The organism is Lysobacter sp. ESA13C (assembly GCF_019970005.1).
GTDB lineage: Bacteria > Pseudomonadota > Gammaproteobacteria > Xanthomonadales > Xanthomonadaceae > Lysobacter > Lysobacter antibioticus_B.
This window is the reverse complement of record NZ_JAHXYK010000002.1, coordinates 573,653-590,533: the sequence shown is the minus strand read 5'-3', so window position 1 is coordinate 590,533 and position 16,881 is coordinate 573,653. Positions and strand designations below refer to the sequence as shown.

Sequence of the window (16,881 nt, the reverse complement as noted above, 5' to 3'; positions counted from 1 at the left end):
AACGCCGGCGTTTAAGCCAGCCGCGTACCGTTCGGCACCGGCCGCTCGAGGGCGGTGATGACCACGCCTTGCTCGGTCGGGAAACCGGTCAGCAGGAACTCGGACACGAACGGCCCGATCTGCTTCGGCGGGAAATTGATCACCCCGACGATCTGCCGCCCGACCAGTTCCTCGGCCGAATACAGGTCGCGGATCTGCGCGCTGGTCTTGCGCAGGCCGTGCGGGCCGAAATCGACCCACAGCTTCCAGGCCGGCTTGCGCGCCTGCGGAAATTCCTCGACCTGGGTGACGGTGCCGGCGCAGATCACGACTTTCTCGAAGTCGCTCCACGCGATCAGGCCCGTCTCGTTGCTGTTCGTATCGCTCATCCTGCCCTTCCTTCGCGGCGTTCTTTGTAGGCGTCCTTGAGTTGCGCCCAGGTATAGCTCAACTGCGCCGCCAACAGGCCGGCGGGCTTCATCGCCGAGACCAGGCCGTAGTCGGACAGCTCGCGCCAACGCTCGTCGCCTTGGGCGATCGCCGCGGCGACGGTTTCGCCGGCGAAGGTCGTCGGCGCAACGCCGTGACCGCCGAACGCCTGGGCCAGCCACAGGCCCTCGCCGATGCGGCCGATCTGCGGCATCTGATGGCGCGCATAACTCATCAGGCCCGACCAGGCGTAGTCGATCCGGGTCCCGGCCAATTGCGGAAATACCTTGAGCAGGTCGCGGTAGAGCAAGCGCTTGACCGCTTCAGGCGAGCGATCCAGCACCGAGATGCGCCCGCCCCAGAGCAGGCGTGTGTCCGGCAGCGGCCGATAGTAGTCGAAGGCGAAACGCGTGTCGTAGACCGCGGCACGCGTATGTAAGGCGCTATCGAGCCGATCGCCGAGCGGCTCGGTCACCATCACATAGGTCGCGATCGGCATCACCGCGGCATCGACCTCGCGGCGCAGACCGGCCAGGTAACCGCCGCAGGCCAACACGACTTGCTCGGCCTCGATCTCGCCGCGTTCGGTCTTGATCCGCCAGGTCGACCCGTGACGCTCCAACGCGAGCGCCGGACTGCGTTCGTGCACGGCGACACCGAGAACTTCGGCCAAGGCCGCCAAGCCGTGGGCGTACTTGAGCGGATGAAAATGCAAAGCCTGCGGTTCGAACAAGGCCTCGTGATAGCGCTCGCTGCGCACCTGCTCGCGCAGGCGTTCGCGCGACCACCATTGCCAGTCGACGCCGTAGTGGTCGGCCAATAAGGCCCGGCGCGAGCGCAGCACTTCAGGATCTCGAAACCAGTTGGCCCAGATCACCCCGGCCTCGGTGGCATCGCAAGCGATGCCGTCGCGATGGATGCGCGAACGGATCAGTTCGACCGCGTCGGTGGTGCCGGCGTACAGCGCGCGGGCGCGCTGCGGACCGAGCTCGCGCAACAAGGCATCCTCGCCGCGCGAGAAGCCGCCGAACACGAAGCCGCCGTTACGGCCCGAGGCCCCGTGGCCGATCTCCTGCGCTTCGATCAGGGTCACTTCGCTCAGGCCGCGCTCGGCCAAGCCCAAGGCGGTGTTGAGCCCGGCGAAACCGCCACCGATCACGCACACCCGCGTTTGCCGCTTTCCTTCGAACACAGGCCACGAAGGCTGGCGTTCGAGACTGGCGCGGTAATAGCTTTCGGCGGGTATGGACATGAGCGGGCCGCAACGGGTTTGATGATGCCGGTCGGCCGTCGCGGCGACCGGTGCCTGACCGCGCCGCCACACCGAACGCCGAGACGCAGACGATGGACATCCACCGCGCCGACCTAGCCTACCGCAGACGCAGCCTGTGGCTGCTGGCCGCGCTCCTGGGCGTTTGCGCGATCGGGCTGTGGCTGTTGCACGGCTGGCTGCAGACGGTGCAGGCGCATGCGCTGGCGAGCGCGCCACAGGAAGCGCGGCGCTGGCTGCGCGGCGCGATCGCCGCTATGCTGATCATGCCGGCCTTGCCTAGCGCCTTGTGGGGGCACAGCCTGCGCCGGCTCGGCCGGGCCGCACGCGAGGAAGGCCGGTTTCCGCCGCGCGCCTGGAAGACTTACCGCGACGTGCGGGTGCTGCGCGAACAGGCCGCATTGCGATGGTCGCAGCGCAGCGAGCGCCTGGGCCGTATCGCGCAAGGCGCCGCCGGAGCATTCGCGGCGGCGGCCGTAGCGGCCTGGATCTGGCTCAGTTGATCCCAGCAATCCCATCCAGAAACGAACACGGGCCGCATTCGCGGCCCATGAATCGCACGGCTATGCCCTGCCCCGCTAATTACTCGAGGTCTTCGACACCGAGTTCGTTGAGCGCGTTCTGCATCAGTTGGCGCGCCGAGTCGCTGAGCTTTTCGTGGTCGAGGGCGTAACGGATCGTGGCCTCGATCAGGCCTAGGTGGGTACCGCAGTCGAAGCGCGTGCCCTGGAAACGGTAGGCGTTGACGGTCTCGCGTTCGAGCAGGGTCGCGATAGCGTCGGTGAGCTGGATCTCGCCGCCGGCGCCAGGCGTGGTGGTTTCGAGCAGTTCGAAGATGCCCGGATTGAGCACGTAACGGCCGACCACGGCGAGCGTGCTCGGCGCCACGTCCGGCTCGGGTTTCTCGACGATGGCGCGAATCCGGCCCTGTCGGGCCTGGAAGGCGTCGGTGGCGACGATGCCGTAGCTGGCGGTCTGTTCGCGAGGCACGTCCTGCACGGCGATGACGCTGGCGCCGCTGCTCTGCGCGGCGTCGGCCATCTGCTTGAGCGCGCCGGGGCCGCGGTTCCAGATCACGTCGTCGGGCAGCAGCACCGCGAAGGGTTCGTTGCCGATCACTTCCTTGGCGCACAGCACCGCATGGCCCAGGCCCAGCGCTTCGGCCTGGGTCACGAACACCGCACGCACGCCCTCGGGCAGCACGTTGCGGATCAGTTCGAGTTGTTCGGTCTTGCCGGAGCGTTCGAGCTTGTGTTCGAGCTCGTAGGCCTTGTCGAAGTAGTCGGCAACCGCGTGCTTGTAGCGGTTGGTGATGAATACCAGGGTGTCGCAACCGGCTTCGATCGCCTCATCCACGGCGTACTGGATCAGCGGCCGGTCGATGATCGGCAGCATCTCCTTCGGCACGGTCTTGGTCGCGGGGAGAAAACGGGTGCCGAGGCCGGCGACCGGAAAAACAGCCTTGCGAATACGTGTTTCCATTAAATCTTCCTGGCGTTGCGGGCGGGGAACGCCACCACCGTAGCCGACTCCTTGTAATCGGGATGTTCACCTACCGGGCGGAATTCCGGTACCGCGATGCGCAACAGCGTGCTGAGCGCCTCGCGGTCGTAGCGGATCGAAGCCTCGCGCAGTTGCTGCAAGGAGTTCTCCAGCGCCCCGGCCGACACGTCGCGCGGCTCGGCCTGGAGAATCTTCGGGTGCACCGTCGGGCGATAACGCTCGTCGGCGTGGAACAAGGTCTCGTGCAGCTTCTCGCCCGGACGCAGGCCGGTGTAGACGATGGCGACATCGCGGCCCGGCGTCTTGCCGGCCAGGCGGATCATCTGCTCGGCCAGCAGGCGGATCGGCACCGGTTCGCCCATGTCGAGGGTGTAGATCGCCTCGTGGGTGCCGATCGCCGAAGCCTGCAGGATCAACTGGCAGGCTTCCGGAATGGTCATGAAGAAACGCGTGACTTCCGGATCGGTGACGGTGACCGGACCGCCGCTGCGGATCTGTTCGCGGAACAGCGGCACCACGCTGCCGGCCGAGTCGAGCACGTTGCCGAAGCGCACGGTGACGAAACGGGTGGCGCGCTGATCGGCCAGCGACTGACAGGTCATCTCGGCCAGGCGCTTGGTCGCGCCGAGCACGTTGACCGGGTCGACCGCCTTGTCCGTGGAGATCAGCACGAAAGTGCCGACGCCGGCCGCGCGGCAGGCGCGTGCCACCGTCTCGGTGGTCAATACGTTGTTGCGCACCGCCTCGCGCAACTGCGCTTCCAGCAACGGCACCTGCTTGTAGGCGGCGGCGTGGAAGGCGGCGTCCGGCGCGGCGAGCTTGAGCGCGTACTCGATGAGCGCCCTGTCGCCGCAGTCGCCGAGGATCGGAATGAATTCGACGTCGGGGAAGTCGCGGCGCAGCGCGGTCTCGGTGGTGACCAGGGCCAGCTCGTCGATCTCGATCAGGGCGATGCGCCCGGCGCCGTGGCGCGCGCACTGGCGGCACAACTCAGAACCGATAGAACCGCCAGCACCGGTCACCAGAACCGAACGCGCACCGAGCCAAGCGCGGATCGCCTTCCAGTCCGGCAGCACCGGCTTGCGGCCGAGCAAGTCCTCGATCGCGACTTCCTTGAGCTCGCCGGGCAGCGAGCGCCCTTCAAGCACGTCCTGCAGGCGCGGCACCATGCGGAACGGCACGCCGGTGCGTTCGCAGGCCATGACCACGCGCTGCATCGCATTGGCATCGGCCGAGGGCATGGCGATGACCAGCAGCTTGGCCGCGGTCTCGCGCGCGATCTCGGCGACGTCGTCGACGTTGCCGAGCACCGGCACGCCCTGGACCTTACTGCCGCGCAGGCGCGCGGCGTCGTCGAGGAAACCGACCGGGTGATAGGTGCCGAATCGGCGCAGGTCGCGGACCAGGGCCTCGCCGGCGCGGCCGGCGCCGAGGATCAAAATCCTCACCGAGACCGCATTGGCGCTGTCGATGCGGCTGTCCTTCCAGGCCCGGTACAGCAGGCGCGGCGCGCCCAGCATGCCCATCAGCACCAGCGGGTACAGCACCAGCACGGTGCGCGGCACGGCATCGACGCGGTTATAGAGGAACAGGCCCAGGACGATCGCGAACAGGCCCAGCATGCAGGCCTTGAAGATGTTCCACAGGTCGGGCACGCCGGCGAAACGCCACAGGCCGCGGTACAGGCCGACCTGCCAGAAGACCAGGCCTTGCGCGGCCAGAACCAGGACGATCTCGGTCGACCACAGCGGCAGGGTCGGAGGGGTCGCGGTGATGCCGAAGCGCAACTTGTGCAGCGCCTGCCAGACCAGCCAAACCATCGCGAGATCGTGCGCAACCACCGCCAACCGGGGCAGGCCGCTTTTCAGACGATCGCGCAATGAACTCATTCCCTGCCCCTACTGAAGAAAATCAATCGGTTCGGCCCGCTCGGCCGCTCGGTTCGTCCTAGCTGATCGGGTCGCCGGTTTCGCGTCCGGTCTTCTGGATCAGCCACCAAAAAAAAGCGCCGGACATATACCACGCGGCTCCCATACATAAGATGAAACCGGTTCGGACTTCGGTCACATAGCGCACGCAGACTACGGACAGCAGCGTGAAAACCGCATAGGCGAGGGTCACCCGGGTGTGGCCGATGCGCCTGGCCCAGACCTGGTAAGCGTGCTGAGTATGCGGTGTCCACCAGCGTTCGCCGCGCCGGACCCGCCGTAGCAGGGTCAGGCCGGAGTCGACCATGAATGCGGCCAGCGGCAACAGCAACAGGCCTGAACGCAGGCCGAGCCCGCTCGCGGCGAGCACACATAATGCGGCGACGGCGTAGCCGATTGCGCCGCTGCCGACGTCGCCCATGAAGATGCGCGCGCGCGGGAAATTGAACGGCAGAAACCCGACGCAGGCCGCCAGCAAGGCCAGCGCCAGCCAGCTCCAGACCGGCCCTCCGAGCCAGACCAGGGCCAGCGCGACCAACGCCGCCTGCGAAGCGGCCATGCCGTTGATGCCGTCCATGAAATTCCAGACGTTGGTCAGTCCGACCGCCAGGGCGAACGCCGCCAGCGCCAGCCAGACATTGCCCAGGACGTACCAGACTGCGAACGCCAGCAAGGCCGCAGCGAAGGCATGCACCCCCAGGCGCAGCCACGGCGACAGCGGGCGATGGTCGTCGACCCAGCCGATACCGGCGATCGCCAACAGGCCGATGCCGAACGCCAATGCGAGCGGCGCATGCGAGGGGAAGCGAATGCCGAGCGCAGCCGTGGCGATCAACACCGCGGCGACGATGGCGATGCCGCCGCCGCGCGGCGTGGCGACGCTATGGCTGCGGCGTTCGCCGGGCTCGTCGATGAGCCGGCTGTGCAGCGCATAGACGCGCGCCAGCCAGGTACCGGCGGCGCCGAGCGCCGCGTAGATCGCGATCCATTGCCACATCGCTCAGACCACCGCGTAGTTCAGCAGCGGCTTGACCGAACCCCATTCCTTGCAGCTCGGGCATTGCCAGTGGTGACTACGGGCGCCGAAGCCGCAGCGGTTGCAGCGGTAACTCGGATTGCGCACCAGCAACTGATCGGTGATGTGCTTGAGGTCGTGCAGGGTCGCCAGCGGGTCGGCGTTCTCGGCGATGGTCAGGTCGATCAGCGCCGCTTCGCCGCGTACCGAGGGCCGGTCCTTGAGCTGGCGCGCCAGATAGGCGCGCGCGGCCGGCACGCCGTCTTCGGCTTCGACCATGCGGGTCAGCGCCAGCACCGGGGCGATGCCGCGGTAGTGTTCGCACATCTCGGCCAGGAAGGCGCGCGCGCCGGTGGCGTCGCCGTCGCGTTCGTAGCAACTCAGCAACGCCGGCAATACTTCCGGCAGGTAATCGGGGTCGGCGCGGGCGACGCGCTCGAAGGCACGGATCGCCGCGGCATCGTTGCCGGTTTCCACTTCGATGCGGCCTTCCAGCATGCCGGCGCGGACCGAATTGGCATCGGCCTCATAGGCGCGCTTGACCGCCGCGCGCGCGGCATCGGTGTCGCCGGCGGCGCGGTAGCGGTCGGCCAGCTCGCACTCGAACTGGGCGATCAGCTTGCCCATCGGTTCGCCGGTCGCAGCCTCGTAGCGCTGGGCGTTCTCGATCGCCTTGTCCCAGTCGCGTTCGGACTGATAGATGCCGATCAGATGGCGCAGCGCCAGCGGCGCGCGCATGTCCAGCGCGACCAGATCGCTGAACACCGTCTCGGCGCGGTCGAGCAAGCCCGAACGCATGTAGTCCTCGCCGAGGGCGAGCAAGGCCTGGACCTTCTGCTGATCGCTCAGGCCCGGCCGTTGCACCAGGGCCTGGTGCAGGCGGATCGCGCGGTCGACTTCGCCGCGGCGGCGGAACAAGTGGCCGAGCGCGACCTGGGTCTCGAAGGTGTCCTTGTCGAGCTCGGCGATGTGCAGGAACAACTCGATCGCCTTGTCGGGCTGTTCGTTGAGCAGGTAGTTGAGGCCCCGGAAATAGGTGGTCGACAACCGGCTGACCTGGTTGTCGCTATGCCGCTCGCCCCCTCGCCGCCCAATCACCCAGCCGCTCACGGCCGCGACCGGCAGCAACAGGAAGAACCAGAACCACTGGCTGATGAATTCCATGCTCAGACCTCGGGGCCGGTGAGCGGGGCCGCCGGCGCGGCGCTCGCGGCGCGTTCAGCGCGGCTGAGGCGGCGGCGCAGCGGCAGGACCACGCTGGCGCTGATCGCCAGGCCGCCGATCAGGGCGCCGAGCAACAGCGCGACGATCAGGGCGATGCCGAGCGAGGTCGCCGGGACGAAACCGATACCGAGGTCGATGCTGACGATCTGGCGGTTCAAAGCGCCGAGGATCGCCCCTGCCGCGAGGCAGGCCAGGGCGATGAGGAGACGGATCACGCGCATGGGAGAGTTCCGGAGGTCGTGCACGATCTCGTGCGTGTCGCGCCTAGCTTAACGGACAGGCGCGGCCGCAGCGTAGACGCCGGGCTGGCAGGGATTAAGGGAAGGGACGAGGAAGGCCCGCCCTGAAGCCGGCCCGAAGGTCGGTCGTGCGGTCGGGACCTTATATAAGGAAGGCGGCATCGCGGGATGCCGGGACAAAACCTGGCCGAACGCGGGCGCTCAGGCCTCTTCGTCGAGCGGCGTCACGCCGCTGACGCGTTCGCGCAGTTCCTTGCCGGGCTTGAAATGCGGGACGTGCTTGCCGGGCAATGCGACCGACTCGCCGGTCTTCGGGTTGCGGCCCAGGCGTGGCGGACGGTAGTGCAGCGAGAAGCTGCCGAAGCCGCGGATCTCGATCCGCTCGCCGGCCGACAGGGCGCCGCCCATCATTTCCAGCAAAGCCTTCACCGCCAGATCCACATCGTCGCCCTTGAGATGGGCCTGACGCTGCGAAAGGATCTCGATGAGTTCGGACTTGGTCATGGACGAAGCGTGGCCTTGCCTTAGGAAGGTCGTGAGAGAGTCGTGCGGACGTCGCGATCAGCTGCGATCCCCTACCGCAGACCGAAGGCGACCCGGCCATGCCGGGCCGCCTCGGCGGATACTTCGGTGTTGCCGGCCCGGATCGACCGGGCCGTATTGCCTGTAGCGTGACGCGTGCAGCGATTACTCGGACTTGCCGCCCAGACGCTCGCGCAGCAACGCGCCGAGGCTGGTGGTACCGCTGGCGGCTTCGGAGGTCTGGCGGTTGTAATCGGCCATCGCTTCCTGCTGCTCGTGCTCGTCCTTGGCCTTGATCGACAGCTGCATGCTGCGGCCCTTGCGGTCGGTGCCGATGATCTTGGCTTCGACTTCCTGGCCGACCTTGAGGTACTGCGAAGCGTCTTCGACGCGCTCCTTGGCGATGTCGCGCGCGGCGACGTAGCCTTCGATGCCGTCGGCCAGTTCGATCGTCGCACCCTTGGCGTCGACTTCCTTGACCGTGCCCTTGACGATCGAGCCCTTGGCGTTGGAAGCCACGTACTGACCCATCGGGTCCTGCTCGAGCTGCTTCACGCCGAGGCTGATGCGCTCGCGCTCCGGATCCACGGCCAGGACCACGGCTTCCAGCGTGTCGCCCTTCTTGTAGTTGCGGACCACGTCTTCGCCGGTGGTGTTCCAGCTGATGTCGGACAGGTGGACCAGGCCATCGATACCGCCGTCCAGGCCGATGAAGATGCCGAAGTCGGTGATCGACTTGATCTGGCCTTCGACCTTGTCGCCCTTCTTGTGGATGGCCGCGAAGGTCTCCCACGGGTTCGAGGTGACCTGCTTCATGCCCAGCGAGATACGACGACGCTCTTCATCGACGTCGAGGACCATGACCTGAACTTCGTCGCCGACCTGCACGATCTTGGACGGGTTGACGTTCTTGTTGGTCCAATCCATCTCGGACACGTGCACCAGGCCTTCGACGCCCGGCTCGATCTCGACGAACGCGCCGTAATCGGTGACGTTGCTGACCTTGCCGAACACGCGGGTGTTGGCCGGGTAGCGACGGGCGATGTTGTCCCACGGATCCTCGCCCAGCTGCTTGAGGCCGAGGCTGACGCGGTTGCGCTCGCGGTCGTACTTGAGCACGCGGACGTCGAGTTCCTGACCGACTTCCACGACTTCCGACGGGTGACGCACGCGCTTCCACGCCATGTCGGTGATGTGCAGCAGGCCATCGATGCCGCCGAGGTCGACGAACGCACCGTAATCGGTGAGGTTCTTGACGACGCCCTTGAGGATCGCGCCTTCCTGCAGCTTCTCCATCAGCTGTTCGCGCTCGACGCTGTACTCGCTCTCGACCACCGCACGGCGGGAGACGACGATGTTATTGCGCTTGCGGTCCAGCTTGATCAGCTTGAACTCGAGTTCCTTGCCTTCCAGGTAGGCGGAGTCGCGCACCGGGCGCACGTCCACCAGCGAACCCGGCAGGAAGCCGCGGACATCCTTGATGTCGACGGTGAAACCACCCTTGACCTTGCCGCTGATGCGGCCGGTGATGGTCTCGTTCTTTTCGAGCGCCTCTTCGAGCTCGTCCCACACCATTGCGCGCTTGGCTTTCTCGCGCGACAGCACGGTTTCGCCAAAGCCGTTCTCGATCGAGTCGAGTGCGACCTTGACCTCGTCGCCCACGGCAACGTCGATCTCGCCGGCGTCGTTACGGAACTGTTCGATCGGCACAATGCCTTCGGACTTCAGGCCGGCGTTGATCACCACCACGTCGCCGCGGACTTCCACGACGGTACCGGTGACGATGGCGCCGGGCTTCAGCTTGGCGAGGTATTGCTGACTCTGCTCGAACAGTTCGGCAAATGATTCGGTCATTGGATTGGATATCTCGGTTAAACACACGGGCCGCACCGTCTGACATCGTTGCCGGACTGGCAACGCAAGCAGTACGTGGTCGACCCACCCGTTATGTGGCGCGATGGAACTGCACCATGTGTTATTGGTTGATCCGGCGCAGGATTGCGACGGGGCTGTGGAACAACGTTTGCAACATGCGTAACGAAAACCAGCTGTAACGAAACCCTGTTACGACTGCATCTGCCACGGACGCATCGCGTGCGCTCGTGCCGTTCAGCGCGCAGGCAACAAAGCCAGCACCTGTTCGACTACCGTGTCGATGCCCAGACCGGTGGTATCGATGCGGACGGCATCTTCGGCCGGACGCAACGGCGCCACCGAACGCTGGGCGTCGCGGGCGTCGCGGGCAAGAATCTCCCGTAGCAGACCATCTAAAGTAACCGAAACCCCTTTGTCTTTCAACTGCTTATAGCGCCTTTCGGCCCTTTCGTCGGCGCTGGCGGTCAGGAACACCTTGAACGGGGCGTCCGGGAAGATCACCGTGCCCATGTCGCGGCCGTCCGCGACCAGCCCCGGCGCCTGCCTGAACGCGCGTTGGCGGTCCTTGAGAGCGGCCCGGACTTCCGGGATGGCGGCGATCGCCGAGGCCGCGGCGCCGGCGGTTTCGGTGCGCAGCTCGTCGGTGGCGTCGACCTCGTTGACCAGGACCCTCAGCTCGCCGCGCTCGTCGTCGCGGAAGCCGATGTGGGTGTCGAAGGCGCAGCGGACCAGGGCCGCCGGGTCGGCCAGGTCGAGATCGGCCCAGCCCGCGGCCACGCCGACCGCACGGTAGAGGGCGCCGGAATCGAGGTAATGCCAGCCCAGGCGCTGCGCGACCAGGCGGCTGATGGTGCCCTTGCCCGAGCCCGAGGGCCCGTCGATGGTGAGGACGGGGATACTGCTGTTGTCTGAGGATGCGCTGTTCATGCGTATCATTATGCGACGGCAGCAGGGGTTTTCGGCTCGCGATCGCAGCCGATCGGCGCCAGGCGCCTCTGGGCGCAGGCCCCGGCTCGACCCGCCCGGCCCGCCGAATCGGGCCGCCAAACCCGAGCCCGGCCCCCCGCGGCCACGGCTCTCGGCGCATCGTCGCCAGCGTGGCGATTTCGCCCTTCGTCGGCGCCGGCTGGATTTTTTCACGCAAGCACTTGATCGGACGAAGATTTGTCCGCTACAATCGCGGGCTAACTTTTCCACCCCGCTTCTTTCACCTAATTTTTGCCGAGGTCTCTCATGAAGGTCCTGTCCTCCCTGAAGTCGGCGAAGGCCCGTCACCGCGACTGCAAAGTCGTCCGCCGCCGCGGCAAGGTCTTCGTGATTTGCAAGTCGAACCCGCGTTTCAAAGCGCGCCAGCGCTGAAACGAACCAACCGGGTCAAAGCGCGTCAGCGCTGAAACCCGCCGGACGGCTCCTCGCCGTTCGAGGTTCGAAGCAGAAAGCCGCCGCAAGGCGGCTTTCTTCGTTATCCAGCCCGATCCTCCCTCGGCTTCGCCAAACCGTGACGGCCGCACGCTGCCGTTAAGCGTCAGCTTGTGACTAGAATCCCCGCGTCCTTTGACGAGGTGGCTCTTCCATGAAATCGCGTATCGCCGTTGCCCCGCTGTTGCTCGCCCTGCTCGCCTTTTCCGGCGCCGTCTCTGCCGAGACTCTGCTGATCCAGCGCGTGCAGGAGGAAGGCAAGGCTTTGCTGCCGACCCGTGGCCAGAGCATGGACCAGGTCAAGGCGCGCTACGGCGAGCCGACCCAGCGCATGGATCCGCGCGGCGGCCAGAAGCGCCAGTGGCCGCAGATCAACCGTTGGGTCTACCCGGCTTTCACCGTCTACTTCGAGAAGAGCCGGGTGATCGACGTGGTCGCCAACAAGGCCGACGCCGAGGAAATCGGGCCGAAACCGCCTATCCTTTGAGGCTATGAATAAAAACGTATTGCGCTTCCCCGCGGAGTGGGAACCCCAGTCCGCGGTTCTTATCGCTTGGCCGAACGCCGACACCGACTGGGCCGAGCGCCTGGGCGAGGTCGAGGAAACCTACATCGCCCTGGTCGCGGCCATCGTCCGCTACCAACCTGCGTTGATCTGCGTGGCCGACGACGACGTCCAGGCCTATGCCCGCGCGCGCCTGTCTTCGGCGCGCATCGACATGGCCCGGGTGCACTTCATCGAAGCGCCGTACGACGACACCTGGCTGCGCGACTCCGGTCCGATCAGCCTGCGCGACGGCGATGGCTTCCGCCTGCTCGACTTCCGCTTCACCGGCTGGGGCGGCAAGTTCGACGCCAGCCAGGACGACCTGTTGGTCGAACGCCTCACCGAGATGGGAACCTTCTCGAACAGTGTTCGTCAAAGCATTGATTTTGCTTTGGAAGGCGGTGCCATTGAGACCGACGGCGCCGGCACCTTGCTGAGTACCTGGCAGTGCCTGCACGAGCGCCACCCGCAGGCCAGCCGCGAGGACATCACCGCCAAGCTGGCCGGCTGGCTGCAGCAGGACCGGGTGCTGTGGCTGGACCACGGTTATCTCGAGGGCGACGACACCGACGCCCACATCGACACCCTGGCCCGCTTCGCCGCGCCCGATGCCATCGTCTACCAGGGCTGCGACGACCCCGCCGATTCGCACTACGCCGAACTGCAGGCCATGGCGGCCGAACTGGCGGCGCTGCGCACCCGCGACGGCCAACCTTATCGCCTGTTCGCGTTGCCGTGGGCGCAGCCGGTGATCGATGAAAACCGAAGACTGGCGGCGAGTTACGCCAACTTCCTGATCATCAACGGCGCCGTGCTGATGCCGGCCTACGGCGATGCCGTCGACGCCGAAGCCCAGGCCGTGCTGGCCCAGGCCTTCCCCGGCCGCGACATCGTCCCGGTGCCCTGCCGCGCCCTGATCTGGCAGAACGGCAGCCTGCATTGCGTGACCATGCAGTTGCCGCAGGGGTTGGTGGCGGGCGACTGAGCCCGCTCCATGCAGGACATGCGCATCGCCTTGCTGATCGCCACCGCTGTGGCGATCAGCCTGTATTGCCTCGGCCTGATCGCGGCCGCATGGTGGGCGCCGTCATTGCGGCGGCTGATGCCGTTCCGTCCGCGTTGGCAGGACGGTGTGCGCACAGGCCCTTGGGGCATGACTGCGCAAGCGCTTAGCCTGCAATGCCTGGTACTGATGATCGCTACCAAATCGATCGGTTGGGACCATGCGTTCAAATGGACTTTTACCGGCTTTCTCATCAGCGGCGTAGCCACCTTCGCAATCTGGGCCTACGAAGCCGCGATCGATCAGGAAAGAAATCGCGATTGAAGGCGATCGACGCCGCCACCGCGCGGACGTCCGACGCGTCCCGTCTACAATGACATCGCACCTCGTCTGGACCGCTTACCCATGAAGAAGACCACCCTGCCCGTCGCCCTGATCCAGGACCGCGACCACGGCTCGCGCGAGGCCAACCTGGCCAACATCGAAGCCCGCGTCGGCGAAGCGGCCAGGCGCGGCGCGCGCCTGGTGCTGCTGCAGGAACTGCATAACGGGCCGTACTTCTGCCAGCACGAGTCGGTCGCCGAGTTCGACCTGGCCGAGCCGATTCCCGGCCCGAGCACCGAGCGCCTGGCCGCCCTGGCCAAGCAACACGGCGTGGTCCTGGTCAGCTCGCTGTTCGAGCGTCGCGCGGCCGGGCTGTACCACAACACCGCGGTGGTCTATGAGGCCGACGGCTCGATCGCCGGCAAGTACCGCAAGATGCATATCCCCGACGATCCGGGCTTCTACGAGAAGTTCTACTTCACCCCGGGCGACATCGGTTTCGAGCCGATCGACACTTCGGTCGGCCGCCTCGGCGTGCTGGTGTGTTGGGACCAGTGGTATCCGGAAGGCGCCCGTCTGATGGCGCTGGCCGGCGCCGAGCTGCTGCTGTATCCGACCGCCATCGGCTGGGACCCGGACGATCAGCAGGACGAGAAAGACCGCCAGCGCAACGCCTGGATCCTCAGCCATCGCGGCCATGCGGTCGCCAACGGCCTGCCGGTGCTCAGCGTCAACCGCGTCGGCCACGAACCCTCTCCGATCGGTGCCTCCGGCATCCAGTTCTGGGGTTCCAGCCATGTGCTCGGGCCGCAGGGCGAGTTCCTGGCCGAGGCCAAGACCCAGGAGCCGGAGATCGTGATGGCCGAAGTCGACCTCGGCCGCAGCGAACACGTGCGGCGGATCTGGCCGTTCCTGCGCGATCGCCGCATCGACGCCTACGCCGACCTGCTCAAGCGGTACCGCGATTGAACGCGGACGCTCGTCCGTCGCCCTTGCTGCGTCCGGCGGTCGAAGCCGACCTCGACGCGATCACCGTGCTGTATGCGCGGGAAGTGCGCGAGGGCCTGGCGACCTACGAGTACGACGAACCCGATGCCGTCGAAATGCGGCGACGCTGGCGCACGATCGTCGACGCCGGCTATCCCTACCTGGTCGCCGAGCACGACGGCGTTTTCGCCGGCTATGCCTATGCAACGGCCTACCGCAGCCGCATCGGCTATCGCTGGACGGTCGAGAACTCGGTCTACGTCGCCCCGGACTTCCACGGCCGCGGCATCGGCCGTGCCCTGATGCAGCGCTTGATCGAGGACTGCACCGCGCTCGGCTTCCGACAGATGGTCGCGGTGATCGGCGACGGCAGCAACCAGGCCTCGGTGGCTTTGCACGAACGCCTGGGTTTCAAGCCCGGCGGCGTATTCCCCGGCCTGGGCCGCAAGCACGGCCGCTGGCTCGACACCGTGCAGTTGGTACGCGCGCTCGGCGACGGCGACCAGGGCGAGCCCGACGAAGGCGTGCCGGGCCTGCGCTGATCGCCATCCGGCGACAGCTTCGAAGCATCGCGACGTCCATCGAGGCGTCGGCCTCCCCTGCGTTGAACACTCCGCGCGCCCGGTGTCCCATACCGGGCGCCCGACCGTGGCCGCCGATGGCCGCGGTCCGAGTTCTCATTACAGGCAGTTGCGCAGCGCTCGGGATGGCACTGCGACCCAGGCCCGTGGCAAGGCCGGCGGCGTCCGGTAAGCTGAACAGCAATTGCCGACGAACGGTCGCAATAAAACGAACGGACGTGCTATTTTGAATTCATGTCGATGCTGACCGCCACCGTCAAAGGCGCCGCGACCCGCGACGCGATCCTCGAACAGGCCTACGGCATCGCCTCGTCGGCCGGGCTCGAAGGTTTGTCGATCGGCCCGCTGGCGGCCGCGGTCGGCATGTCGAAGAGCGGCGTGTTCGCCCACTTCGGTTCGCGCGAAGACTTGCAGTTGGCGGTGCTCGACATGGCCAGCCAGCGTTTCGTCGAATATGTGCTGTTGCCGGCACTGCAACACCCGCGCGGCCTGCCGCGCCTGCGCGCCATCGTCGATGCCTGGTTCGATTGGGCGCGCCATACCGAAGGCGGCTGCGTGCTGCTCGGCGCGGTCAGCGAGTACGACGACCGCCCCGGCACGCTGCGCGATGCCGTGGTCGACCAGCAAAAGCGCTGGCACCAGGTGCTGGGCAAGGCCGTGCAACTGGCCATCGACACCGGCGAGCTCGGCGCCGACACCGACACCGCGCAACTGGCTTTCGAGATCTACGGCGTGGCCCTGGTCGTGCACCACGACTCCGGCCTGTTCGGCTACGACTCCGCGACCGAACGCGGGCGCCGCGCCTACGAACGCCTGATCGGTTCCTACGCTTCTTCCCCCACCGCCTGAGCGACCGACGAGGTTCGTCATGTATCCGCTTATCGCCAAAATTAGCACGACCGTTCGTAACATGTTGAAACTATACGGCCTGCGCCTGGGTTTCCTGGTCGGCGCCTGGTTCGCGCCCGACGCCACCATGCACCGGGTGGCGACCTTGTTCTGCACGCCGTTCGCCTCGACCCGCACTCGCGCGCTCGCCGCGCCGACCCACGGCGCCCGCGAGGAGTCGCTGGAGGTCGACGGCCAGCGCATCGCCGCCTATGTCTGGGGCGACCCGCAGCGCCAGCCTTATGTGTTGTTCGCCCACGGCTGGTCCAGCCACGGCACCCGCATCGCCAAGTGGTTACCGGCACTGTCCGCTGCCGGCTACGCGGTGGTCGCGTTCGACCAGCCCGCCCACGGCAGGAGCGCCGGCCGCCTCGCCACCCTGCCCGACTTCACCCGCCATCTGTTCGCCGTCGGCCAGCACTACGGCCCGGCGGCGGTGGTGATCGGCCATTCGCTCGGCGGCGCCGCGGCGTTGCTGGCGATGGCGCGCGGCATGCGCGCCGAACGCGCGGTGCTGATCGCGCCCGCGGCCGACCCGGTCGCGGCGGTGAAGCGTTTCGCCCGCTTTTTGTGGGTCGGCGAAGACATCTGCCGGCGCCTGTTCGCCTATTACGAGGCGCATATCGGCATCAGCTTCGATTCGCAGCAGGCGCATCGCAACGCGCCCGGCATCGCCAGCCCGGCCCTGATCGTGCACGACCTGGACGACCGCGAAGTGCCCTGGGCCGAGGGCGAGCGTTATGCGCGTTACTGGCCCGATTCGCGTCTGCTCAGCACCCAGGGACTGGGCCACAACCGCATCGCCGACGACGGCAACGTGATCGTCGCCGCCCTGCGTTTCCTGCACGGCGAACAGGTCGGCGACAAAGTGGTGTCCAGCGAGAACCTGCCTTACGGCTTCGCCTGAACCCGGCCCCGCGTCGGCCGCCAAGATCGGCCGCCGCGGCTCGATGGGAGATCGCTCGTCGGCAGAGCCACCGCGGCGGGTGCGCTGCAATGCCCTCCCGGCCGTTCCGTGAACGCGACCGCGTTCATTGCCGGCCCCGGTTGCAGGCTCTAAGCTCTGCCCCCATACGGTAGGAGTCGCCGTCCGGCAACGGAGCGGCTTCACCCCATCGATTCCACCCGCTTCGGCACAAGACGGCGCC

19 protein-coding genes are annotated in these 16,881 nt (G+C 66.8%); 9 read left to right on the top strand and 10 right to left on the bottom strand.

Annotation, left to right across the window (positions count from 1 at the left end; all coding sequences use genetic code 11):
• Window positions 1–11: 11 nt before the first annotated feature.
• Complete coding sequence (locus LC490_RS05665) at window positions 12–368, bottom strand: tRNA-binding protein (RefSeq protein WP_031371658.1); 357 nt, start codon at window positions 366–368, stop codon at window positions 12–14.
• On the bottom strand, window positions 365–1,660 hold the full coding sequence (locus LC490_RS05660) for an FAD-binding oxidoreductase (protein WP_223619556.1): 1,296 nt from the start codon (window positions 1,658–1,660) through the stop codon (window positions 365–367). Before LC490_RS05660 ends, LC490_RS05665 begins: the two co-directional genes overlap by 4 nt.
• Window positions 1,661–1,752: 92 nt before the next feature.
• On the opposite strand from LC490_RS05660, the gene LC490_RS05655 reads away from it, so the two are divergent.
• The gene (locus LC490_RS05655; protein WP_223619555.1) at window positions 1,753–2,181 is read left to right on the top strand and encodes a hypothetical protein; all 429 of its coding nucleotides are present in this window, start codon (window positions 1,753–1,755) and stop codon (window positions 2,179–2,181) included.
• Between the two features lie 79 nt (window positions 2,182–2,260).
• Here LC490_RS05655 and galU read toward each other — a convergent pair whose 3' ends face one another.
• From galU to cmk, 8 genes are all read right to left on the bottom strand, one after another.
• Window positions 2,261–3,160: a UTP--glucose-1-phosphate uridylyltransferase GalU gene (galU, locus tag LC490_RS05650; RefSeq protein WP_031371661.1), complete on the bottom strand. Its 900-nt coding sequence runs from the start codon at window positions 3,158–3,160 to the stop codon at window positions 2,261–2,263.
• Window positions 3,160–5,070: a nucleoside-diphosphate sugar epimerase/dehydratase gene (locus LC490_RS05645; RefSeq protein WP_223619554.1), complete on the bottom strand. Its 1,911-nt coding sequence runs from the start codon at window positions 5,068–5,070 to the stop codon at window positions 3,160–3,162. Before LC490_RS05645 ends, galU begins: the two co-directional genes overlap by 1 nt.
• 58 nt (window positions 5,071–5,128) lie before the next feature.
• Window positions 5,129–6,106: a glycosyltransferase family 4 protein gene (locus tag LC490_RS05640; RefSeq protein ID WP_223619553.1), complete on the bottom strand. Its 978-nt coding sequence runs from the start codon at window positions 6,104–6,106 to the stop codon at window positions 5,129–5,131.
• Between the two features lie 3 nt (window positions 6,107–6,109).
• The gene (gene lapB / locus LC490_RS05635) at window positions 6,110–7,288 is read right to left on the bottom strand and encodes a lipopolysaccharide assembly protein LapB (RefSeq protein WP_031371664.1); all 1,179 of its coding nucleotides are present in this window, start codon (window positions 7,286–7,288) and stop codon (window positions 6,110–6,112) included.
• Window positions 7,289–7,290: 2 nt separating this feature from the next.
• Window positions 7,291–7,569, bottom strand: coding sequence for a lipopolysaccharide assembly protein LapA domain-containing protein (locus LC490_RS05630; RefSeq protein ID WP_223619552.1), 279 nt, complete (start codon window positions 7,567–7,569; stop codon window positions 7,291–7,293).
• A 219-nt stretch (window positions 7,570–7,788) separates the two neighbouring features.
• On the bottom strand, window positions 7,789–8,091 hold the full coding sequence (locus LC490_RS05625; protein ID WP_031371666.1) for an integration host factor subunit beta: 303 nt from the start codon (window positions 8,089–8,091) through the stop codon (window positions 7,789–7,791).
• 183 nt (window positions 8,092–8,274) lie between these two features.
• A complete protein-coding gene (gene rpsA, locus LC490_RS05620) occupies window positions 8,275–9,963 on the bottom strand; it encodes a 30S ribosomal protein S1 (protein WP_031371667.1) in 1,689 nt (562 codons plus the stop codon).
• A gap of 255 nt (window positions 9,964–10,218) precedes the next feature.
• Entirely contained in the window at window positions 10,219–10,911 is a 693-nt protein-coding gene (cmk, locus tag LC490_RS05615; protein ID WP_031371668.1) for a (d)CMP kinase, read from the bottom strand.
• Between the two features lie 306 nt (window positions 10,912–11,217).
• On the opposite strand from cmk, the gene ykgO reads away from it, so the two are divergent.
• From ykgO to LC490_RS05575, 8 genes are all read left to right on the top strand, one after another.
• Entirely contained in the window at window positions 11,218–11,343 is a 126-nt protein-coding gene (ykgO, locus tag LC490_RS05610; protein WP_010342887.1) for a type B 50S ribosomal protein L36, read from the top strand.
• A gap of 214 nt (window positions 11,344–11,557) precedes the next feature.
• Window positions 11,558–11,890 carry a hypothetical protein gene (locus LC490_RS05605; protein ID WP_031371669.1) on the top strand — a complete coding sequence of 111 codons (333 nt, stop codon included), beginning with the start codon at window positions 11,558–11,560 and terminating at the stop codon, window positions 11,888–11,890.
• Window positions 11,891–11,894: 4 nt separating this feature from the next.
• Entirely contained in the window at window positions 11,895–12,935 is a 1,041-nt protein-coding gene (locus LC490_RS05600) for an agmatine deiminase family protein (RefSeq protein WP_031371670.1), read from the top strand.
• A 9-nt stretch (window positions 12,936–12,944) separates the two neighbouring features.
• Window positions 12,945–13,277 carry a hypothetical protein gene (locus LC490_RS05595; protein WP_223619551.1) on the top strand — a complete coding sequence of 111 codons (333 nt, stop codon included), beginning with the start codon at window positions 12,945–12,947 and terminating at the stop codon, window positions 13,275–13,277.
• 81 nt (window positions 13,278–13,358) lie between these two features.
• Window positions 13,359–14,246 carry a carbon-nitrogen hydrolase gene (locus LC490_RS05590; RefSeq protein ID WP_223619550.1) on the top strand — a complete coding sequence of 296 codons (888 nt, stop codon included), beginning with the start codon at window positions 13,359–13,361 and terminating at the stop codon, window positions 14,244–14,246.
• Window positions 14,243–14,806: a GNAT family N-acetyltransferase gene (locus tag LC490_RS05585; protein WP_223619549.1), complete on the top strand. Its 564-nt coding sequence runs from the start codon at window positions 14,243–14,245 to the stop codon at window positions 14,804–14,806. The genes LC490_RS05590 and LC490_RS05585 overlap by 4 nt, the downstream gene beginning before the upstream one ends.
• A gap of 279 nt (window positions 14,807–15,085) precedes the next feature.
• Window positions 15,086–15,694 (top strand): TetR/AcrR family transcriptional regulator, encoded by a 609-nt coding sequence (locus LC490_RS05580; RefSeq protein WP_318025854.1) that lies wholly within the window; start codon window positions 15,086–15,088, stop codon window positions 15,692–15,694.
• 61 nt (window positions 15,695–15,755) lie between these two features.
• Window positions 15,756–16,640, top strand: a complete 885-nt coding sequence (locus tag LC490_RS05575) for an alpha/beta hydrolase (protein ID WP_223619548.1) — start codon at window positions 15,756–15,758, stop codon at window positions 16,638–16,640.
• Window positions 16,641–16,881: the final 241 nt, after the last annotated feature.